We start from the raw sequence: 24,727 nt of genomic DNA on the forward strand, positions 1-24,727 counted from the left end.
AATCACCTCCTTATTGAGCTACCATTAGATCAGCTCGTCGTAGATCTCTTTCATTTCTGCAAGTGCTGCAGGGACACGCTCACCGAACCAGGCAACATCCTGCATATCAAGCAAGATATTCGGATACATCCGCGAGAGCGTAGATACCAGAATACCGTGCTCAGCAAGCTTGCTATTTAACAAAATATCAAAAGACATCAATTCAAACGTATAATCAGCCGTATCCGTAAGCGGCTCCGTGCAGCAGTGATAAGAAGCACAGCCAGACGGCCCTTGAACAATTAAAGGCAGACCTACCTTCACTGCTTCCTGGCAGAGTATGTCATGCATCATCTCAGCGTGGCGGTTCATGCTGTGCATCGCCTGTCCTCCATTGCGTCCCAACATTTCCAGCGTAGCTTTTACAGCAGCTGTACCTAATGGATAGCCATTAAACGTACCCGCATGAATTACTTTTTTGTCTACAAGCAACTTCATGATATCCGCTCGGCCAACCAGGGCTGACACCGGAACTCCGCCACCCGCGATTGCCTTCCCAAGTGTAGTCAGATCAGGCGTTACACCGAATAACTGTTGGGCACCACCGAGACCCATACGGAATCCTGTTATAATCTCATCAAAAATGAGCACGACCTGGTACTGATCACATAAATGTCTGACTTTTTGCAGATAACCCGGAGCAGGCATGACTCCGCCTCCATTTACACAAACCGGCTCCATGATTACTGCTGCAATGTCGTCTCCATGTTGGCGAAATAGTTCCTCCAGACGGGGTGCGTCATTCCATGGCAAGAGGTAGGATTGAGATTCCATGGCATCCCTTGCCCTCCCCTTTGTTCCTTTCATGTCACCAGGATAGTCTGAAGGTACAGGCAGACCTGTACGTGCAGTCTTGCCACCCATAATATTGTCCGCATTGCCATGATAATGGCCTTCAAAACGTACAAAGCGATTTTTACCTGTCCACGCCCGGGCAAGACGAAGTGCATTCTGGACAATCTCCGTGCCTGATAACCCAAAACGAATCATCTCTGCTGAAGGTACATATTGATGGATCAGTTCCAGAGCCTCTGCATCCAGATCGCAATGACTTACGGAAAGAACACGGTCAATGGTATCCTTCAGACACTCGTTATACTCATCGTTGCCGTGGCCAACGATGAGGGCACCAAAGCGGGCATATAGATCCAAATACTCGTTGCCGTTCATGTCCGTCACTCTGCTGCGGGAAGCATGCTTGAAATGGAGCGGTGTCTCTTCCCAAGGAAGGTGGAAATTATAGTGCACACCGCCAGGCAGCCATTGTTTCACCCGCTGATTGTACTGCATCATCTCCGTGATCATCCCTTATCGCCTCCCCCACTTGTCTGGTTTACTGCTTCATATCGCTCCAGTAACCTGGACCGATCTTGCGGATCATCCAGCGAATAGGCTGCAGGCAAGGTGTTATTCTCAGCCAGCATATTTCTTACGCTCTGGCCTGGACCGATATCGATCCATACCGTCGCTCCCAGATTTTGAATGCGTGCCAATGCCTGATTCCAGTGAATGGGTTGCAAAAGCTGGCTGCTCAGCAGCTTAGGAATGTCCTCGGCTCCGCGAATGAACTCACCATGTACTGTTGAGCAGATGGGAAACACCGGTGCAGAGAAGGAAATCCCTGCAAGCATCTCTTCAAGCTCAGGCTGAATGAACTGCATCAACTCGCTATGATAAGGTGCATCTGCCTTCATTGGCATCATGCGAAAAGGAATGAACTCCCCACCGTAGCCATCCACCTGATCATCCAGCAGTTGAAGACCCTTCGCAGTACCTGCGACGACAAACTGTCCTGGTGAATTATAACCGGAGATCGTCACATACTCGTTCTGACGAATATTCTCGACTAATTCTTCAAGCGCTTCTTGGGTTATATCAACAGCAATGCCCGCTCTTCCTTTTTGCTCCTGAATGGAGCGATGCATCAACGCACCACGCTGAGCTGTAAAACGGATTCCATCAGCAAATCGCAATGCTCCCGCCGCTACTAAAGCCGAAATCTCCCCCAAACTGTGACCTACTGCATAATCTGGAGTCATTCCTGTCCGGCGAACAAATGAGTCAAATAGAACGTAGCTTGCTGTCAGTACAGCAGGTTGAGCATATTCAGAGACCGTCAATTGATCCAGGGTCCCTTCCATAACCAGTGCCTTCAAATCAAATCCGATCACCTCGCTCGCTTCCGCAAAGATCTGATTCGCCTCCGGCTCACTGTCCAACAACTCACTGCACATTCCGATATACTGGCTTCCCTGGCCGGGAAATAGCGCACAGAACGTCATACGCTACCGCCACGCTTGTAATAGGCTTTTAATCCGTAATGCGAGATCATCTCCTGCTGCATCTGAGAAGAACCTTCAATAATCTCCAGAATTTTGGCTTCCTTATACAGCCTGGCAACAGGATATTGGTTACTAATTCCATTCGCACCATGAACCTGTAGCGCATCACTTGCAACTTCAACAGCAACTTTGGACGTAAAATATTTGGCGATCGTTGTCTCCATGGCGGCTTGCGGGTCCTTGGCTTCTCTCAGCTCGGCTGCCCGTAAACATAATGCTCGTGCTGCATGGACTTTTGTCACCGCATCTCCAATCATGCCGCGAATCAGTTGAAAATGACTCAGCTTCTGGTCAAATTGCTTCCGCTTCCTTGAGTAAGTCACCATGGCATCCAGCGCTTCCTGCGCAATCGCCAGCCCTGCCCAGGCAATGCTATATCTGCCTTGGTCCAGCGCCCCGGTTACGATGTACTCAAAACCTTCATTCAGACGTCCAATAATGTGATTCTTTGGTACACGCACCTCATGGAGATCAATCTCAGCTATACCTGTCTCTCCGGCAACCATGACACCTTCAATAGGTTTGGTCTGTACACCCTCAAACTGCCGTTCGACCCAAAAAGCAGTGCTTCGTCCCTGATTCGAGGCAATAATGATAAATACATCTGCCAGATGTCCAAACGTAATCCACTTCTTTTTCCCATTCAAAACATAACAGTCCGATTCTTCTCTCCACTCGGTCTTTACACTTTTGGCATCCGAACCAACTTCCGGTTCAGTCAGGCCAAAGGCAGCAATCCATTCTCCCTTCACCAACTTGGGCAGCCAGGACGATTTTTGCTCAGGCGTTCCGAAACGCACCAAAGTTTCACTTACAAGTGAAGTATGTACCGTTAACAAGCTGCGAACGGCTGGAAGAGCCTTGCCAAATACTTCAGTCAACAGCCCGTACGCCCTAGGACCGAGACCCATGCCGCCATATTCAGCCGGGATCGAGGCAGCCAAGTAACCTTTTTCAGCCATGGCACGGATCAATGTTCTGGGAATGGCTTGCTGCTCCTGAATCTGTTGAGCATAAGGACGAATCTCACGGGCAGCAAACAATTCAGCTTCATGAATAATCTCTTGCTCTACATCCGCTTCAATCATTCGGCAACCCCCTCTTGAAGAAGAGATTCATTGAGATAGGCAGCGAACTCGGCAATTGTTTTGTATTCAAACAACGCAACCGGACTGATGTCAACTTGAAGATGCTTACGCGCACGGTTAATGATCTTGAGCGCCTGCACAGAGGAGACACCAATTTTCAAAAAATTCATCTCTTCATCGATGTCCTCTGGCTCCTGATTCAACGCTGCAGCAATCTCGCTTTTGAGAAAAAGCTCAATTTCTTCTTTTGTCATATCATGACCTCCGTTCCCTGATTCACATCTATCCAATGTACATACGGCTCGAATGGATGTGCTGGCAGATGTACAATCTGGCCAGAGCCATTCGGATGTAACTGTTCCCAATCCAGCGCAGCACCACGTACATAAAGCTGTCCCAACAATAATGCAAGCTGATCCTCCATGGTGAGTTTCGGCTCGGCAGACAGGCGGATGAAGCTCTCCTTGCCACTGTATTCAAGCTGCTGCACTGTCTGATCTGCAGCAATCATAAGTACAATGTCGGCGTTTGCCATCTTGCCAGGTGTGTCTTGCAGACTCTCTAACGTCACTCTGTTGTTCACTGGAATGGATTGGCTTGTATGAGCGCTGTGATGTTCCTCGCCATCCAGATGTAAACTGGATACAAGCTTCTCTCCTGCAGCTATTCCTCGAATCTCCTGAATGGAAGGGACCAGACGTACAAGTGTCTCAAGCAAGGTCACCCAGTAGTTCAAGGTTGATACCGTATCTTCATTAGAATCGTCTGGCCTGATTACTTGACGTGCATGAGCTTCATCTTCTCCGCCAATCTCATGCCCCCCAACCACAATACTGACACGAGCAGCTCGGTTTCTAGGCTTGAAGCCAAATTCCATCTCTTCGATGTTCCACTCTCCGGTTGAGCTGACAGTTACTGCCGCACGATACCGATAATGTTTTCTATATCTGTTCCGGGTAAAACAAAGATCCTCTAGTGCCAGGTCCACATGTTTCTTCACATATTGCTCCGTGTTATCAATCAACTTTTTTAGAGCCTGCTCTGATTTCGCAGAGAACGTTAACAATTGACCGCGTGCCGGGGCAGCTGCACGGACAGGGGCTTTCCACTCTTCCAGCACAATGTGGGCATTCGTACCTCCCAGGCCAAATGAACTGATGCCTGCCTTCCGCGTTTTCCCTTCAGGTACATCCCACGATCTATGCTCGCTAACGATATGGAACGGCGATTGGTCCAGTCGGAGGGCCGGATTCGGATTATCCATATGCAGACTTGGTGCCAGTTCACCATGCTGCATACTGAGCAGAACCTTGGCAAGACTGGCCCCACTGGAGGCTGCAAATAAATGTCCAATATTGGTTTTGACTGAACCTAATCCAATCGAATTATCGCTTGGATATCCCTTTTCCCGGAACAGTCGGAGCAAGGCATTCACCTCAATTGGATCTCCAATTCTTGTCCCCGATCCATGTGCTTCAATATAAGAGACCTCGCTCGGGTTTAGGTTGGCATCGCGATAAGCGGCACGGAGTACCTCATATTGACCCTGAGGGTTGGGTGCCATAATGCCAAGTGAATATCCGTCGTTATTCACCGCTGTCCCGCGAATCACACCATAAACATGCTTATTGTTGCGAATTGACTCTGTTAGCGGCTCCAGATATACAACAACAGCACCTTCTCCCAAGACTGAACCATCTGCTTCCCGGTCAAATACCTTCGTATGTTGAGTGGAAGAACAGATTCCAGCATTGCGTGATAGTTGATGAACATGCGGTGTAGCCAAAATGTTCGCTCCACCTACAACTGCCCCAGAGATACGCTTGTCCTGAATGGCCGCCACAGCTTGCGTCAGTGCTACCAGAAAAGAAGAACATGCTGTATCTATGGACAGTGCCGGCCCTGTAAAATTGTACATGTGTGAAATGGAGGCTGCTGCAATATTGGACATATTGCCTACCATAGCGTGAGAATGAACAGCCTTGCCAAGACTCCGGTTCATATAATCAACAACCAGATCGAAGTATGTGCTTGGATTAATCCCTACATACACACCCACATCACGCTTATCCTCATGGTCCACGAGCATACCCGCATCCTCCAGCGCCTCATGAGCAACTTCCAGCAGCTTGCGATGCTGCGGATCCATAAATGCAGCTTGTTCAGACGGGATTTCAAAGAACTCATGATCAAACGTATCCGGTTGCTTCAGCTCTCCAATCCAGTCATCCCAACCAGGTTGCTTGGAACGTGTTGCACGCTCTAAGCTAACCCGGTCAACACTATCTACCCCGTTAACTAGATTGCTCCAGAACTGCTCTTGGGTGTCAGCATCAGGCAGACGCAGAGACAGCCCGGTAATAGCAATAGCACGATGCACATTCAGGTGATTATCTGTTTTTTCAGCTTGTTCAAAGTCCTTCGTATCTGCTGGAAGTTCCTGCAGATATTCCACCATCTCACGTACGGTACTGCAAAAAACAAGCAGTTCTTGTCCTAATTCACGCCCCATATGTGCAGACAGCTTGTCAAGTAGTTGATAGGAGAGGATGGAATTGCCTCCAAGTGCGAGAAAAGAAGTATCCATCTCAATCTTTCCTGCGGGCAATTGAAGAATTTCGGCCCAGGCTTTACGTACGGTATACTCCAAAGACGATGCGGAAACCGTCTCGTGTTGTTGTTGAGTGTTTTCGCGAATCAGCTCTTCAATGGCCTCGATGTCCTTGGTAAATACTCCACGCTCATATTCGTTTCTCAGCATGAAGCGCTGGACCTTGCCACTCGTGGTTTTGGGAATAACCTTGATTGGGAGAACATGGGTGATCTCAATACCCAATCCAGCCCTCATACGTTGGATCAGATCCTGTCGTACATCCAGAAACTGTGGAGTTCCCGATTTGTATTTAACAAATACAAGCAGCTCCTCTACTTGTTTGAGGCTGTTAAAGTGCCCGACTACCGTCAGATTGCCTCTCGGAATGCTGCTATTCTGGTACAAAATTTCTTCAAGATCATGCGCATAATGGTTCTGTCCCCGGATAAACACAATGTCCTTGATCCGTCCGCTTACAACCAGGGAGCCATCAGCCATATAACCCAAGTCTCCAGTGCGAAGCCACCCATCCACATACATTTCACGATTGATCTCTGGGAGACTGTAATATCCGGAGGTTACCGATTCCCCACGAATCTGGATTTCGCCAACGACCCGCTCATCCAGCACTTCACCCTGTTCATCCGCAATCCGGATTTGAATCCCTGTCATGGGATATCCTTCATGAACAAATTCGATCACATCCGAAGTATGACTTTCATTGCTAGGTAGCTGGACTGGCACAGCCAGTCCTTCCTGCACCAGCCGCGAACGCGAGATACGTTCAATTCGCGGCTCTTCCCCCAGTCTGGAGGTACATACACCTACTGTCGCTTCTGCCATGCCATACGCAGGAAACATCATATTGGGACGATAGCCACAAGAGCTGAATTTTTTGACAAATCGCTCGATAACAGACGTTGATATAGGCTCTGCACCATTCAAGGTCATACGCAGTGAAGATAGATCCAGCGTTGAGAGCTTGGAATCCGGGATCTTCTGAACCATCCATTCGAAACCGAAATTGGTGCAGCAAAACCATTTTCCCTGATGCTCCGTAATCTTGCGCAAGAACAGATAAGGGGACCGTACGAAGGTATAAGGTGACATCACCATGATGTTGGCTCCACTCAGGACAGGTGTCAGATGCTGTCCAAATATCCCCATATCATGCGTATGCGGCAACCAGGTAAACACATTATCTCCTTCTTCGGCTCCAAGAAAAGTCTTACATGCAATACTGTTGGCGATAATATTGTGATTTGTTAACTGCACACCTTTGGGAATTCCCGTGCTTCCTGATGAGAATTGCAGGAACACAATGTCATCAGGAGAGGTTGGGCATAGATCAGCCATCTGCTGGCCTGCGTGAAGCTTGTTCACGCTAATCAACATAAGACCTTTGAATACCGGACTTTCCGCAAGTTGCTTATACTTGGGCATGTAGGCTTCCTCGACGATAACGACCGGACGCCCGAGCACCTCCCACACTTTCGTGAATTTCTCCAGACCGGCTGAGCCTGGTTCCCAGGCAGCCGGAGGACTAACCGGGGCGACAATAATGCCCCCCAGCATACAAGCCCAAAATGTACGGTAAAATTCCTGTGACTGGTCAATTTCCAAAATAACGACCTGTCCTTGTTGAATGCCTTGCTCCTGAAGAGACTGCAGGTACTTGCGCGCCTGCATCAGTAATTCAGGATATGATTCAAACTGTTCGTCACCTGAAGAGCTGATATAGGTCATTCCCTTTTCTGGATGAATATCTGCAATGTAGATTAGCATCTCAGCCACTGTTGAATAATGTTCTGGCACAATCAGCTCGGGTCCTCGCTGTATGGATTTACTGGACATGTTGCACCTCCATTGCCTCATTGTGAACTACCACTTTCACATCGCTACCAAGCCTGTCGTCAATCAGCTGTTTCATACGTTTGATGTCCAGACCAGTCTGACAGGAAAGATGTACATACAGACACTCTTCGTCGTAGCGAATAACCCATTCAAATTGGGCGAGTCCCGAATTCGAATCTTGGTCATCCGACGACTGAGACGACATTGGGATCGCTTCGCTGCTGGAGATGAAGCCTTGATAATTAAACAGAATCATCTGACGCGGCTCCTGTTCTGCTTGCCTGTAGGCAGTTCCCAATTGTTCCTGTATGCCATCATATTGTGCCGAGAGGGAAGAATCATGTGTAAGTGCCATAAAGTTAATGCTGTGTCGCTTCGTAAATTCCAGACGTTCCAACAGATCTTCCTGTGTGAATTCACTGTCTACCAGCACCGGAATCAGATCAAGGAATTCTCCCACATAATCATAGTAGGATTCTTCGCCATACTCCCTTCCGTAGTGCACTAGGGCTATTGGCAATTGGCTTATGTTCAGATAAGCCGCAATGATGTTGGCAAAAGTTTCAAAGCATGTCCACCAAACCTCTGCAGGCTCCTTCCCTGCAAGAGACAACTCGACAGTCATCGCTGAAGGCGACAATGTTTCTGTTTCCTTCAACTTGTTCATGACGATGGTGTTACATCTATTCCATGCCTGAAGCGAAAATTGTTTCTCCATTTCATCTTCTGATACCCCTACGGGGCCTTGAGACAGAAAACTTACATAATCCTCATAATTTCGTACTTGGTACAGAAGATCATTCTCTGTCCCTACACCTTGCCGTCTATATAATGCCTTCGACTCAAGTTGCTGCTTGATGATCTGGGCACTCATACCATCAAACGCAAGGTGATCAAAACTCCAAATCAGCTTATGCTCTGTGGCTCCTGTACACAAAATACACAGACGCCAAGGTAGTTCCTTCAACGTATACGTTTTGTGTAACAGAGACTGAACCAGTTTGTACTCCAGCTGCTCCATGGTAGCCGAAGCATAATGACGAATATCAAGATAGGGGATAAGCTGTTGCAGCATGTCCGCCGCTAACGACATATCACATGGATGCCAATACAATTGTTCTTCCTCATATATTATGCTGTGCAGCAACTGATGCCGGGATATCACCCCAAGAATCAGGTGTTTTACAGCTTGTTCATTCAATTCGCCTTCCAGCGTTGTTGTAAATCCGCTTGCTCGTGAAGTGGTAGAAGCATGTGCTTGTTGAATTGGAGATAGTGGGAATCGACCCATAGGGGTCATGCCCGCCATAAAAGATGAAACCTGATTGCAGCTGTTTAAGACATGCAGGACCAGGCTGTCCAGTTGTTTCTCATGAAGTGTTATGTCCTGTGGTATGACTATCGGGGACTGAATATGCAGGCTATCTTGTGACCCAACTGACGCCGGAGGATTAATGTCTACCAATTTGGCAAGCCCTCTAACTGTAGGATATTGGAATAATTCGTTCACATTGATGGCAATTCCTTCTTTTGCCAAAATTTGAGTGAATGCAATCGCTTTGAGCGAATGCCCCCCATTTTGAAAGAAGTGATCTTCCACACCAATGCCTGGATTCCCCAGGATCTGTCGCATGGCGGCAAGAATGACACGCTCTGTTTTTGCCCGAGGTGAACTCACTTCCAGAGACCTCTGCTGCTCTTCAACCAAATGCTCGGACAATGCTCTTCGGTCCACTTTGCCATTGGCATTAATCGGAAGATGATCCATTCGAATAATTCGTGCAGGCACCATGTACTCTGGCAGCTGCTGATGAAGTTCTCTTCGAATATACTCCACATCTGCTCCAGTATCGGTTGTATAAAAAGCGGCAATGTATAGACTTTCTGATGGTTCTGTAACTGTCATGACAAAGGCATCACGAACTCCCGAAAGACGCTCCATGCAATTGCCTACCTCCGATAACTCAATGCGGAAACCTCTAATCTTGACCTGGAAATCCGAACGTTCAATAAAAATCAGACTGCCGTCAGCCAGACGTTTGACGATGTCACCTGTCCGATACATTCGTTCTCCCTTGCGGAAGGGATCATCAAGAAAGTGTTTTCGGGTAAGATCCTCACGGTTAAGATATCCAATACCTACCGCATCCCCACTGATATACAGTTCACCTGGAACGTTCGGTGGCACAGGCTTCAGCTCATCATCCAGAACATACAAGGCTGTGTTAGACAGGGGATAACCTATAGGCAGCGAGCCAGTATAAGGCTCTATTTGCTGTAATAAGTGGTAGGAGGCAAAAAAGGTCGCTTCCGTTGGCCCATATCCATTTAACAGCCTGCCCGGCCCCACGCATGCAAGCGCTTTGTTGGCATGACTCACCGATGCAGCTTCACCACCAAACATCACTCTACGCACATTCCTCAAGCAATCAGCATCCCAATCCACCAGCATATTAAACAAGGATGTCGGAATATAAAATACTGAAATCCGTTGCTGTCGGATGACATCCGCCAAACGAGCCATATCCAAGATGGTCTCTTTTGAGATTAATACAAGAGTAGCGCCGTTTATTAATGAAGCAAAAATATCGAAAATGGAACCGTCAAACGCATAGTTAGAAATTTGCAGGATACGATCCTCTGGCACGACGGTGACAAAATTGCTATTTTTCATGACTTTGGTCACATTGCGATGACTCATCACAGTCCCTTTTGGGGTTCCTGTTGACCCTGATGTATAAATGATATAAGCCGGGTCAAGAGCGGTCTTGTTCATATTTTCAACAGGCTCCTGCATATCTCCTGAATCAAATGCTGCCAGTTCATCTGCCGGCACGATACAAGGAACTACAGATTGCCATGTGGAGGCATACGCCGTTTCAGTCAATAACACAGCCGCATCGCAATCTTGCAAAATAAATTCAATTCTCGATGGCGGCGAAGCCGGATCAATCGGAACATAACTGCACCCCACTTTGAGTGTAGCAAGAATACTGATCATCTGGATCGGTCCACGGTCCAGAATGAGAGCAATACTGGAGCCTGATTTTACCCCTTGTCCAAGCAACCTGGACGCCAGCCACTGAACACGTTCATACAGATCTGCATAGCTCCACTCATCGTCTTCCCAGACCAATGCTGTCTTCTGTGGATGCATATGAACTTGTTCCTCGAATAATTGGGAGATGGTCGCATCTCGCGGATACTGGGCGGCATTATCGTTGACTCCGTACAGCAGCCAGTCCTCTTCCTCCGGTGTAGTGAGCTTAATCTGTCCAATTCGTTCATTATCCCCTGTTGTGATTATCTGAGACAGGATATACCGGAATTTATCCAGCATCCGTTCCATGGACTCCGCTTTAAACAAATCCGAGCGATAGTCAAGTTCAACCGTGTAACATTGCTTATGCTCGACCAGTGTCCAAGTCAGATCAAATTTGGCATCCACCTTACCTTCGACCCATGGTTCAAGCATCAGTTCCCCGGCTTCAGGATCATCGGTCCCCATATTAATGTAATTTAGAACCACATCAAATAGGGGGTTGCGGCTTAAATCACCGAATAGACCAAGTTGTTCTACCAGTGCTTCATAAGGATAATGCTGATGCTCATAACAGGATAACAGCTTGCCACGCATCTTATTCAAATACGCCTCTGTGGACCATTCTCTGTCCATGCTGGTGCGAATGGCAAGCATGTTCACGAACATACCCATAACGTTATTGAGTTCTGGCTTCTCACGCCCCGCAACCGCTGTACCAACGACCAGATCGTCTTGACCCGTATACTTCCAGATTAATAGATTCAAAGTTGCCATGAACAACATGTAGGGTGTAAGCCCTTGTTGAGTACAGAAATCATTGACCTGTGTACTTAACGACTCACCAAGTTCAATGGAACGTCTGTCTCCTCTGTAGGATGACGCCCCATGTCTTGGGAAGTCTGTAAGCAATTCAACAGGTGCAGGCATGTCCTTGAATTCCCGTATCCAAAACTCGGCGTCTTCAACAGATTGTCCATGTGACGCAGCTTCATCACGCCATTCCGCATAATCCTTATACTGAATATCAAGAGATTGCAATGTTTCTCCTCTGTACATACGAGCGAAATCCTGCATCAGGATAGCAATGGAACTCTGATCCGAAATGATATGATGCATGTCGATGAATAAGATGTGTTCCTCTTGAGAAAGGCGAATCAGCTTAACACGAACCAATGGTGCGCAGGTCAGATCAAAAGGCTTGATCCATTCCATGACCTGCTCTAACCCTGCCGTTTCTAATTCCAGCAACTCCACAACGCTTGGAACCTGATCCTCAACAACCTGGAAAAGCTCACCATCAATCATTTCGAACCTGGTACGGAATGCTTCATGTCTCTCTACCAGTGCATCCATTATTAATCTGAATTGGGCAGGGTCAAGTTTTCCTCTTACCATATAAGAGCTGGCGAGATTGTACGCCGTACTCTCACCTTTCATCCACTCATGTACCACATACATTCTTCGCTGTGCAGAAGTGGTCTTGTATTTCTCTTTCTTAGTAACAGGCAAAATTGAATTCACTGAATCAGAGTCGCTTGTAGCCTGATGTTCAGCAATCCATTGAACCATGTGTTCAAATACAGAATGATCAAAAACCTCTTCCAGCCCCAAATTTAATCCAAACATTTCTTTAATCCTCGACGCCAAGGAAATCGCTTTTAAAGAATGACCTCCAAGTTCAAAGAAATCATCTTCAAGGCTGACTGCTCCATTACCAAGCAACTCCTGCCACAATTGCGACAATATATGCCTTATCTCATCATCAGTCCGTTGAACCCTGACTTTCCCAGCTGGAGATTGCTCTAATACTGTGATAGAACCCGCTGCAACCTGTGACATACCTGCAAGCTGATATAACGCAACATCATGTTGATGAACAATGGGGTCAAAGGAATACGTCGGCAGGGACATTTTTTGCCTGCGCCCCGTTCCGTTTAACTGTTCCCAATCCAGTTCCATGCCAGAGCACCAGCAAAAAGCAAGTACTTTCATTAAATACACGTCTGCCTCAAGCAAGCTCTGACGATCTCCAGTAAGAGCAATGATGTTTGGCTCTGATAATGAATCCGGGGCTATTTGGTCTGTATCCTGCTGCTGATTCGAAACGATCCACAGCGTATGCCCAGCAGATTCAGAAAGCGTCTTGCGATTTAGCAGCGTAAACAGGAAATTTGGAGATAACAGTGGTGCAATGCTCGACGCAAGGTCTGTTACAGTTGCATCTGTCATCCTTCCTGTCATAGCATCTGACAATGCTCCTTCTTCTAGTGACCAATGCTCCCAATTGTATAGAAGCCCCACGGCATGTACTGGATCAAGTGCATCACTAATGACCAACCCCACCAGTTCGCCAACGCCTTGTCCACAGACAGCATCCGGCTTGATACCAAGCTGCATCACGGTTTGATAAAGAGCATATTGCACAACAAAGCACTGCATGCGCTCAAGCCTTGAATCGGTTAACGATCGCCCTATGCCTTGGCGAATGGCATACTGTTCCTTGGACTCAAAGAGGTTCAGTATCTCTTCAAAGTGCTGTTTAAATATCTCTGAGACCTGGCTGCGATACACAGAAGCATATAGTTCCCGAATCTTGCGCGCTTCCCAACTTGCATTCCCGCTAAGGTAAAACATGACCTTAGGCTTCCCATTCATCACACTTGCCTGTGTCTCAAACTCCACAGATTGCTCGATTGGCGGAATATAACCGTCTACAACGATTAGTGCTTTACGATGAATGAATCTGCTTCTTCCCTTCTGTAGCGTCCACGCAGCATTGGGCAACTGCTCCGGCAATGCATGGATCGCCTGTAGAACCGAATCATACGTGCGTTCCAGCGCAGATTCACTCTTGGCCGAGAAGGGCAGCAGAAGCAAAGATTCATAATTGGCTTGGCTCTCTTGGACGGGTGGTTGCTCCAGAATGACGTGAGCATTGGTCCCCCCGATCCCAAACGAACTGACACCCGCTCGCAGGATACCCTTCGCCTCTTCTAATGGCTGTGGCTCCTTGTTGATATAGAAGGGACTATGCTCCAGCTCCAACATCGGATTCGTCCGATTCATGTGAATCTGTGGCGGAACCACCCGGTGATAAAGCGTCAGTACGGTTTTAATAAAACCGGCGACACCTGCTGCCGCATCAAGATGTCCAATATTGGCTTTCACAGAACCTAGAGCACAATAATTTCTACGATCTGTTCCCCATGACTGCCTGAGCGCTTCGATTTCAATCGGGTCACCCAATTTGGTTCCTGTTCCATGCGCCTCCAGATAGGAGATCTCTTTTGGAGATACTCCCGAACGATGCAGGGCAGATTGAATAACCTTGACCTGCCCGGCCACACTCGGTGCCGTATATCCAATTTTGTCCATGCCATCATTATTAATCGCTGAACCTTTAATGACTGCATAGATATGATCTCCATCTCTCTGTGCGTCGCGGAGTGACTTGAGCACAACCATTCCGCATCCATTACCAGACACAGTACCAGAAGCCTGCTCATCAAACGGTCTGCAATGACCATCCTTGGAATAAATCATGCCTTCATGCCAGTGATAACCTTCTTTGAGCGGATAGGAGATAGAGACCCCTCCCGCAAGTGCCACATCACACTCCCCCCGAATCAGCGATTCAGCAGCTTGGTGGATAGCGACCAAAGAAGTCGAACATGCGGTCTGTACGGCCATACTTGGCCCTCTCAGATTTAATTTGTGAGATACTCGGGTTGTAATATAGTCCTTTTCATTTAAAGTCATGGCTTCAAAAGCCTGTAGCAAATTACCGGAACGACCTAGAAATTGCACCATCCATGGTAAGCTCAGTCCACTTCCGGCAAACAATCCTATAGCTCCCTCATAACTGTAAGGATCACATCCGGCATGCTCAAGCGCCTCCCATGAGCACTGATGCAGCAGCCGTATTTGCGGATCCATCATGTTGGATTCCTGATGCGGATATTCGAAAAATCCGGAGTCAAAATACTCAGTGTCTTGCAGTACACCTTTGGCCCGTACATAATCGGGATGTTTGAAGTCTTCCGGTCGTACACCCGCAGCGGTTAGATCATCTTCATCCAGACGGGTGATACCGTCCTTACCTGCCATTAGGTTATCCCAGAACTCCTCAATATTTCTTGAGCCGGGAAAATGCCCTGCCATGCCAATGACTGCGATATCCGACGAAGAAGGAATTCTGCTACTGTGTTCTGAGGCAAACTGGATACTCTGTTCCGGTCTGCTCTGATCTGGTCTGCTCTGTTCCACTTTGCTGTGTTCAACTGTGCTCATCACATACTCTTTTGGAGCTGTTGTCGGCTCCGGGTTCGTAACAGGATATCCAGCCGAAGCGATATGCCCGCTCTCCTCTTGTACCTGTTGTGTAACTGTCGGCAGCATCTGCTCAGCCACCAGATGACTGACCAGTGATGCAATGGAGGAATACTCAAACAATTGCACCAGCGGAACGCTTTTATCCAGATAGGCATTCAGCCGATTATTGATCAGAATAAGCCCCAGCGAGTTGCCTCCGATGTCAAAAAAGTGATCATGGATATTAAGCGTATCCAGATTCAATATTTCCTTCCACGTTGCAATGAGCATCTGCTCCAGATCAACTTTTGCCCGCTCCATTCCTTGAATCGATGAGCCATAAACCAAAGCCGGATTAGTTCTCTCTCCCGGCTCAAAATCAGCCAGACGAAGAGCATTGCGATTCAGTTTGCCATTAGGCAGCACGGGCAGATTTTCCAGACGAATCAAGCGAGAAGGCATCATGTACTGTGGAAGCCGCTGCTTTAACCAGCTCCGAAGCTGTACGTCTTCATCTTCCATAACGGAAGGCCCACTCCCAGGCTTCAGACTGTAGAAAAGGATTAATTGCAATGAATGTGGCTCGGCCCCTTCTACCTTAACGACAGCTTCTCTTACCCGTTCATAATTCATTGCTGCCTGCTCAATCTCGTTCAGTTCAATCCGGTAGCCACGAATTTTCACCTGCTGATCCAACCGTCCCATTAACTCAACATCCCCATCCGGCAGTATACGGGCCAGATCTCCAGTTCGGTACAAACGGCCTTCCAAAACATTGGAGTTTGCCATGAATCGGGCATCGGTCTCAGCTGCATTGTGCAGATAACCGCGGGATAATCCTTTTCCTGCAATGCACAGCTCTCCATAACTGCCAGGTGGCAGTATTTCACCTTCATCATTCAGAATATAAATCTCTGTATTGGTAATGGGCTTGCCAATGGTAATCGCGGCTGTGTCGTTCAATTCTTTGGTTGTTGACCAGATCGTAGTTTCCGTTGGTCCATACATATTAAAGACTCGAGCAGGTGTAAGCCGCTTCAGATCGGTGAGAAGTCCCACAGGGACATTTTCCCCTCCGGTAAGAACACACCGCAGATTGCCCAGCGTCTGAGCGAATTCCGGATTTTCGACAAATGCCTTAATGCGTGAGACCGTGCTAAGAATGTGTGTAACACCATGTTCACGTATTCGACGGGAAGCAAGAGCCGGGTCAAGCTGTTCCTGCTCATTGGCCAGATACAACGAATATCCGGTGCATAATGGTGTCCACACTTCAAATCCGAAAATATCAAAAGATATGGTCGTCACACTGATGATGCGATCTGTCTCATGTGCAAAAATATGTCGGTGCCTGATGTCCTCAACAAAATTGACCATTGCCTCATGAGTAATCATGACCCCTTTGGGACGACCGGTTGATCCTGAGGTGAAAATCACACAGGACAGATCCGAAGACAGGAGGTTTACGTCCGGGTTAACGGATGAGCGCACATCCTGGGCAGTTGGATCATACACAAATCGCTCTCCGCTAAAAGTCACTGTGCCTTCTTCATCAGGCGTACACAGCAATACGTTCATTCGGCTGTCTTCGATCATATTCACGATGCGCTGCGGCGGAAAAGCAGGGTCCAGAGGCACATAAGCCGCCCCAGCTTTCAGCACCGCCAATAGCATAATGATCAACGATTCATCTCGTCTGGATAATATGCCTATAGGTTCATCCCGGCGCACACCTTGATCAATCAGCTTCCAAGCCAGCGTATTAGCTTTTTTATTAAGCTCCCTGTAGGTAAAAGCGGCTCCGGATGATACAAGGAGAGCTTTCTTGTCTGGTGTGAGTTCTGCCTGCAGCTCGAACAGCCGATGCAGACCCACCGCAGGATTGTAATCCAGACGTGGACCAACAAGACGATGGACTGGGTGCTCTTGAGAACGTTCGTTTCTCTCAAACAGTTCGCTCAGATACAGATTGGGCTGTTGTACAACCTCTTGGCAGAGTCCGATAAACTCCTGCATCATCCCTTCAACTGTGTCCCGGCGGAACAGATCCAGCGAGTATTCGATATATCCTTCAATCACCTGCTTCTCCCTGTTTTCTTGACAGGTCAATAACAGATCATAAGTAGAGGTACCCGTCTCCACCGGAAAAGAACTGAATTGCAAACCATTAAGTTCAAGTCCATGCAAATCCATGTTCTGATAATCAAAACAAACATCAAATACCGGACTTCGGTTCAACCCACGTGCCACGCCCAGTTGTGCCACAAGCTCATTAAACGGATACTCCTGATACGCAAAAGCATCCAGTGTATGTTGTTTAAGTTCGCTTAAAAAATCAGTGTACGTACGATCAAACGTTGGAAAATTCCGCATCGCAATCATATTGACAAACATGCCTACCGTCTCTTTCCACTCCTCTTGCATCCTTCCTGCAACAGGCGTTCCTACCACAATGTCCTGCTGACCTGAGCGGTGTGCGAGAAGAAGATTCCACACACTTAGCATTACCATATACATGGATGCTTCCGATGAGGAAGCCAGCTCGTGCAAGTGTTGTGTTAACGAACGATTCAATGTGAAATGGAGACGCCCCCCTTGCATGGATCTCTGTGATGGACGCTCATGGTCAAGCGGAAGCTGCAGCACAGGTAAAGAAGGGCCAAGATGGTCCAGCCAGTACGTTTGATGTGAATTGTATTCATTTGAAGCGAGACGCTGCTGCTGCCATACCGCGTAATCTTTGTACTGCAATCGAACTGCATGCTCTTTGCCAAAATATAAATCATTGAAGTCACGAGTGATGATTTCGACAGATGTACCATCTGCGATAATATGGTGAATATCAAAGAATAACAGGTGCTTGCGCTCGTCTATTTTAATCAGTTCAACCCGCATAAGCGGAGCACTCCCCAGATCAAAAGGACGAATCAATGTCTCGATCATCGCAGGCAACTCTTGCTCATCTGCCACATGCTGCTCTGCATAGCCCATACTTAAGCGAACCGAAGGTTGGATGATCTGAACGATCTGACCACCCCGTATCTCAAACGATGTTCTGAGCGCCTCATGATGCTGCATCAACTTCTGCAAAGCAGCCTCAACTCTTATACGGTCCAATTCACCTTCAATAATGGTTGCAGACGGTAGGTTGTAGGCCGTATTGCCTGGATCAAGCATCGCTTGTGTGAACATACGCATCTGTGCAGAAGAGATTGGATACGCATCCATAGTGGGTGCAGATTGAATTGTCTGTTGGTCCACTTTGGGTTTCGCCATGACATAGAGATGCTCCGCCAGTTGAATAGGCGTTGAATGATTAAAAACATCTGCTACCTCAGGCTGAATTCCTAAATGAGACCGGATCCATGCAGTCAAGCTGACTGCTTTGAGAGAATCTCCTCCAACCGCAAAGAAATTAACCTCTTCATCTAGATCATCGATGCCAAAAATCGTTCGATATGCGTCCAGGACAATCTGTTTCAGTTGGTCTGAACCACCAGTATAAACTGTCCCTTTTACTAGAGTAGAGCCACTTCCCTTACCCTGCTCTGCATGCTGCCTATCATCCCCGGTACCCATTCCTTCCACTGCTGATGAGCCAGAAAGAGAAACACTGACAGGATAGGATTGTTTGTTGAAAACATAAGTAGGCAGAGAGCATTTGCGTCGTACCGTCTGCCCTTTGAGCACCTTCCAGTCCGGTTCAATGCCTTCGCACCATAACTCCGCAAGTCTGCGGTTCACATAGATACTGTCCTGCTCCGTCTCCCTTACGTGACGTAGCATATTCAGTACCGTCTGGGAATCTCTTGATTGACTGTGCTGTCTGGCAAAGGAGCTTAGCGTTCGTCCTGCACCTACTTCAATTAATACAGCCCGCTCATCCTTCAACACTTCACCCAGGTTTGATTCAAACAACACCGGCTGTAAAATATGACGGGACCAATAGTCAGGTTGTGTGATTTCATCTCCAAGCGCCCATGTTCCACTGGTGTTGGACAGTAATGGGATCTGTGGCGTATGAAGTGAATGCTCTGCTAAATAACGTCTAAATTCCTCCGCGGCCTGATTCATCATTGGCGTATGGAATGCATGGGAAGTCTTCACACGAATGCACTTCCAGCCCAGTCCTTCAGCCTTGGCTTCCATCCGTGAAATGGCTTCAGCTGTCCCACCAATCACACTGGAACCTGTAGTATTCACCAGGGCAAGCCACATGTCTTCCTCCAGTTGTGACTTCACCTGCTGTGCATCCGCCATAACGGCAAGCATGACCCCGGGTTGTTGTTGCTGCATCAGACGTCCGCGAAGTCGAACTAACTTGACAGCATCTCCAAGTTCGAATACACCCGCTACCGCCGCGGCAGCCAATTCACCAATGCTATGCCCGATCATGCCATCTGGCTTGATGCCCAGATCCAGCAGCGACTTGGCCAGCGCATAACTTGTCATGAACAGTGCGAATTGGCTGTACTCCGTCTGGTTTATTCGCTCAGGCTGCTGATCCCCGTATACAACGGAAAGCATATCTTCTCGTTCTTCAGCGGGCAGAAGGTCCAATATGTCCTGAATATAACTTCTGAAGATTGGAGCCAGGCCGGCTTGCTCTGTAGATCTGTATAGTTCTGCACCCATTCCCTGATACTGACTGCCCTGTCCGGGGAACATAAAGTATACGGGACGGGTCTCTTGAGCTGATTGGTATACGCGTGCTTTCCCCAGCTGCTGTAACAGCTTGTCCGGATTATCCTTCCATGTCTTATCCAGAATGAGTGCCTTACGATACGCAAAAATAGATCTACCTGATTGCAAGGTCCACGCTGCGTTCGACACAGATAGCTCCGGCTGCTGGGTCAGATGTTCCATAATCCGTTCAGCGGTGCGGTTCAGCGAGTACTCTGTTTTGGCGGAAAAAAGCAATATATTTACGTCATCATCCGGACTGCACTTCTCCATCTCGGGAGCCTCCTCCAATACCATGTGAGCGTTCGTGCCCCCCACACCAAATGAATTGATCCCTGCGCGCATGACTCCAACATGGCCCTGTTTCCAGTCCACACCTTGTGCATTAACTTTAAAAGGCGTATTCAAAAAATCAATTTTGGGATTAGGCTGCTCATAATTCGCTGTTCCAGGGATATAACCTTGTCCAAGACTGAGCGCTACCTTGATTAAACCAACCACACCTGCGGCTGTATCCATATGTCCCACATTGCCCTTGACCGAACCCAGATAACAAAATTGCTTTTGGTCGGAAGCAAAGGCCCGAGTTAACGAGTTTACTTCAATTGGATCGCCAAGCAACGTTCCCGTACCATGTGCTTCGATATAACTCACCGTTTCGGGGTCTACTCCGGCTACCTTATAAGCATCCTGAATGACTTCAGCCTGTCCGCTTACGCTTGGAGCAAGAAAACTGAGTTTCTCTTGTCCGTCATTGTTAATTGCTGAGCCTTTGATGACCCCGTAGATATGATCTCCATCCCGCAGAGCATCGGTTACCCGCTTCAACACCACAATTCCCATACCATTGGAGAAGACGGTTCCACTGGCTGCCGCGTCAAATGGACGACAGTGTCCATCTGTGGAGAACATCATGCCATCCTCAAATATGTAACCCCCTTCATTGGGCAACTCCACGGTAATTCCACCAGCCACGGCCACATCACATTCTCCAACGATCAAAGATTGACATGCCAGATGAGGTGTAACCAATGAAGTAGAACATCCCGTCAGAGCGGTATAGGCCGGCCCTTTTAAGTTCAGCTTATAAGCCATTCGGGTAGCGAGAAAATGATTGGTGCTGAGGGTAAATGCTTCGTATTTACTGCTATAGTTAGCATCGTTAAAAAGTACTTGACGGTACCATTCGAAGTCATCGGACCCGCCAAGGAACACCCCCACCTTACCCGCTTCATCCGTTCTGCAGCCCGCATCCTCCAGCGCTTCCCATATTCCCTGATACAAAAGTCTGAATTGGGGAGACATCATTTTGGCTTCACCGGGAGTATAATCAAAGAACCCTGCGTCAAACTCATCGATGCCGTTGGCACGTCCTTTTGCCTTGACATAACGAGGTGAACGCAGCAGCGCTTCCTCCACGCCAAGCTCCCTCAATTCATCATCACTATAAAAGTGAATGCTTTCCCGCCGTTCAACAAGGTTACTCCAGAACTCCCTTATATCCTCAGCACCCGGCACATTCACCGCCATGCCCACAATTGCAATGTCCTCACGCATAATGCCGTCTTTTCGTTGAAACAATTGTTCCCTTTCAGTCGGTATCCGAACTCCCTCATCTTTTGGTCCTAGCGCTGCAAATTGACGCAATGTCGGGCACTCGAAAAAACGAGGAACAGGGAACTCCACATCGGTATAATGCTTAAGTTTATTGTGAGCCTGAATGACAGAAAATGAATTTCCGCCCAATTCGAAGAAATGGTCATCGCGCCCTACTCTCTCAACACCGAGCACTTCGGCCCACACTTCGGCTATAACCTTCTCAAGCTCAGAAGACGGGGCGGTATAGAACGTACTGGAAGCGTGAGCATGCGTGATATCTGCCATGAGTGCCTTCCGGTCAATCTTCCCACTGCTATTCAATGGAAATTCGGATTTATGTACAAAAACGGATGGTATCATATATGCCGGTAACAAACGAGACAGATGCTCTCTCAATTCGACAGAAGGCAGCTCCTGCTCTGACAGATAGTAGGCATACAGCAAACCGGACCTACCTTCAAATGATTTCATGACTACCACGGTCTGAATGACACCTGGATAGGATGACAGGGTATTCTCAATTTCGCCTGTCTCCAGTCTGGCTCCCTGAATTTTAACCTGAAAATCAATACGTCCCAGATATTCGATCGTACCGCTTGGGAGTGAACGTACCAGATCACCTGTGCGGTACATGTACCTGAAATGCTCTGCGTCCTGTCCTTCCTGAAAGAAAGGATTAGGGACAAACTTCTCTCGGGTCATCTGTTCCAGATTCAGATATCCACGTGCAAGCCCAACACCGCTAAGACAGAGCTCCCCTGGAATACCTAACGGCTGAAGCTCATCATGATTTCCGACGACATACCATCTGGACTCATTGAGCGGGTAGCCAATCGGTACATTGCCCAAGCCTTCGTAATGGCTTAACGGATAATGAGAAACCCATATGGTGCATTCGGTTGGACCATAAACATTTTCAAGACTTGCTCTAATGCCTAACCTGTTAAATTTCTCAATGATGTCTGGTGTGACTGCCTCTCCGCCAACAAACATCCATTTCAGCGTTTCCAATGCTGACAGATCGGGGCGAAGCTCCATCGTTTCCAGAAAAAGACGGAATAACGTTGGAACAAAATTGATGTGCGTAACCTTATGTGATGCCACCGTAGACACAATACGAGCAGGGTCTTTTTCTGCTCCAGGCTCAAGAATACTTAGTGCGCCTTCACCCATGAACCAGCCGAAAAGTTCCGTGGCCGACACATCAAAGGTATATGCCGTTTTCAGCAAGTAAACATCCTTCGCCTGCATTGGAAAACGATGCTCCAGATCAAGCAGTGTATTGACTACGCTATGATTTTCAACCATGACTCCTTTTGGCTTGCCTGTTGATCCGGACGTGTACATGATATAGGCAAGGCTATGCGGATTCAGCGCCTCTTCGAGGTTTGAGACATCCCCCGTATAGGCCTGATCGCCCTCAACGTAGATGTACTGGACATCCAGAGTCTCGTCATCTTTTTCGGGCTGCATAGCCAGCACGATGGATATGTCTGCATCCGATATAATATAGGCCTTTCTGGACAAAGGATAGGAAGGGTCTACAGGTACAAAAGCACATCCGGCTTTTAATACAGCCAATAGGGCAATGACCATATCCGAGGAACGTGGCATCTGCACGCCAACTGCCGCGTTATCACTTTTTTTACTCGCAACGATCTGCCTAGCCAATTGGTTCGCTTTTGCGTTGACCTGCGCATAGGTCTGATGCTGCTTGCCTTCCATTAGAGCTACCCGCTCCGGGAAACGTGCTACTTTATCGTGAAATATATCCATAATATGTTGTGGAGTGTAGGGAAAATAAGAAGTTTGATTGAATCGGTACAGTAAGTTTTCTTTCTCATCCTGCATCAGGAGACTGAACTCACTGATTTTTTGATCAGAATTGGTTACTAGTTGATTCAGCAAGTATAGAAATCGTTGGCCCAATCGCTCCATTGAATCTTCACGAAACAAGCTCGGTTTATATTGCAGCTTCAACTGAGCACCTTGCGGTAAACGACTCAACACCACCATTAGATCTCCTGGAAACGTAACCTTATCCTGATCCAGAATACGAGTTCCGAGCATATCTTCCTCATAGGAATCATACACAAAGGAGATATCAAACAACGATGGTGATCCGGGTTGAGCCTGTAACATGCTGTCTCTGACAATGAGGTTATTGGGATATCCGATGTTCCTGTACGTATCCATCCAGGTTGTGGCTACTTGTTGCAGCAGAGGTTTTAGAGTTGATTCGAGGTCAATATGGAATCGCATAGGCAACATATGGACAAAACATCCAATCGTTTCTTCCAAGTCCATACCGGGACGATGAGAATATGGGGAGGCAAAGGTGATATCGTCTGTACCGACATATTTACTCATAAGAATGCCAAAGGCACCCATAAAGAACATAAAAACGGTTACTTCATTATCTTTGGACATCTGTGTAATATCAGCCATTAACGATTCCGAAATATCAAATCGCAGTTCATGACCAATCCCTTCTTGTACAGAACCTGCTGGAAAGTCGTGCTTTAGAGAAAGAGGTTCCGCTCCCTTCATTTTGTTTAACCAGTATTTCCGCTCTTTGGAGTACTTGTTTTCGTGCAGTTTCTTGTTCTCTGCCTCAACATAAGAGATGAATCCTTCATCCAGCTTGACATCCACAGGCTGATCTTCAAGAAGACACGTATATGACTGGATAAGTTTGTTTCTCATCAGTTCAAGCGATATGCCATCACATATTAAATGATGAATACATAAGGTCAGAATATATCGGCTTTTATCCATCTGAACAATCATTATACGGAACAGAGGACCTTTCTCCAGCTCAAAAGGTGTCCCGATGCATTCATCCACCAGTGCTTCTAACTGTTGTTCCTTTGGATTATCCTGGTTCTCGCTACTTAGGTCCCACAAGACAAGTGAATAATCCATATCTTCATGAACGGATAACACGGGTACATCATTTTGAATCTCAATCCGAGTACGCAGCACCACTTGCTCATACATAAGCAATTCGATGGCCCGGCGAAATATCTCCATTTGAAGATGATTAAATTGCATTGAAGCTGAGATGTTATACGAAGCGGGATCATTCACCAGACAATCAAAATAGATTCCCTTTTGTGTTTCGGAAAGTTCAACAGTTTTTTGTACCATCACGACCACACCTCATCGTTTAATT

Annotated in this window: 6 protein-coding genes; all 6 read right to left on the reverse strand. The window is 47.5% G+C overall.

Features of this window, described 5'->3' with window-relative positions; genetic code table 11:
• Positions 1 to 24 precede the first annotated feature (24 nt).
• From MHB43_RS23290 to MHB43_RS23315, 6 genes are read right to left on the reverse strand one after another with little or no spacing between them, the layout of a single operon-like run.
• Entirely contained in the window at positions 25 to 1,344 is a 1,320-nt protein-coding gene (locus MHB43_RS23290) for an aspartate aminotransferase family protein (RefSeq protein WP_405130499.1), read from the reverse strand.
• Positions 1,341 to 2,321 carry an ACP S-malonyltransferase gene (locus MHB43_RS23295; RefSeq protein WP_405130500.1) on the reverse strand — a complete coding sequence of 327 codons (981 nt, stop codon included), beginning with the start codon at positions 2,319 to 2,321 and terminating at the stop codon, positions 1,341 to 1,343. Before MHB43_RS23295 ends, MHB43_RS23290 begins: the two co-directional genes overlap by 4 nt.
• Positions 2,318 to 3,469 (reverse strand): acyl-CoA dehydrogenase family protein, encoded by a 1,152-nt coding sequence (locus tag MHB43_RS23300; protein ID WP_405130501.1) that lies wholly within the window; start codon positions 3,467 to 3,469, stop codon positions 2,318 to 2,320. Before MHB43_RS23300 ends, MHB43_RS23295 begins: the two co-directional genes overlap by 4 nt.
• Complete coding sequence (locus MHB43_RS23305) at positions 3,466 to 3,723, reverse strand: acyl carrier protein (RefSeq protein ID WP_036668520.1); 258 nt, start codon at positions 3,721 to 3,723, stop codon at positions 3,466 to 3,468. Before MHB43_RS23305 ends, MHB43_RS23300 begins: the two co-directional genes overlap by 4 nt.
• Complete coding sequence (locus tag MHB43_RS23310; RefSeq protein WP_405130502.1) at positions 3,720 to 7,916, reverse strand: beta-ketoacyl synthase N-terminal-like domain-containing protein; 4,197 nt, start codon at positions 7,914 to 7,916, stop codon at positions 3,720 to 3,722. The genes MHB43_RS23305 and MHB43_RS23310 overlap by 4 nt, the downstream gene beginning before the upstream one ends.
• Positions 7,906 to 24,702: an amino acid adenylation domain-containing protein gene (locus MHB43_RS23315; RefSeq protein WP_405132463.1), complete on the reverse strand. Its 16,797-nt coding sequence runs from the start codon at positions 24,700 to 24,702 to the stop codon at positions 7,906 to 7,908. Before MHB43_RS23315 ends, MHB43_RS23310 begins: the two co-directional genes overlap by 11 nt.
• Positions 24,703 to 24,727: the final 25 nt, after the last annotated feature.

It is taken from the genome of Paenibacillus sp. FSL H8-0317, assembly GCF_045040685.1.
Classification (GTDB): domain Bacteria; phylum Bacillota; class Bacilli; order Paenibacillales; family Paenibacillaceae; genus Paenibacillus.

What these genes read in the sequence shown, in the direction of transcription:
- MHB43_RS23290 (WP_405130499.1), bottom strand. Translation starts at nt 1,344, where the DNA reads ATGATCACGGAGATGATGCAGTACAATCAGCGGGTGAAACAATGGCTG.
- MHB43_RS23295 (WP_405130500.1), bottom strand. Translation starts at nt 2,321, where the DNA reads ATGACGTTCTGTGCGCTATTTCCCGGCCAGGGAAGCCAGTATATCGGA.
- MHB43_RS23300 (WP_405130501.1), bottom strand. Translation starts at nt 3,469, where the DNA reads ATGATTGAAGCGGATGTAGAGCAAGAGATTATTCATGAAGCTGAATTG.
- MHB43_RS23305 (WP_036668520.1), bottom strand. Translation starts at nt 3,723, where the DNA reads ATGACAAAAGAAGAAATTGAGCTTTTTCTCAAAAGCGAGATTGCTGCA.
- MHB43_RS23310 (WP_405130502.1), bottom strand. Translation starts at nt 7,916, where the DNA reads ATGTCCAGTAAATCCATACAGCGAGGACCCGAGCTGATTGTGCCAGAA.
- MHB43_RS23315 (WP_405132463.1), bottom strand. Translation starts at nt 24,702, where the DNA reads ATGGTACAAAAAACTGTTGAACTTTCCGAAACACAAAAGGGAATCTAT.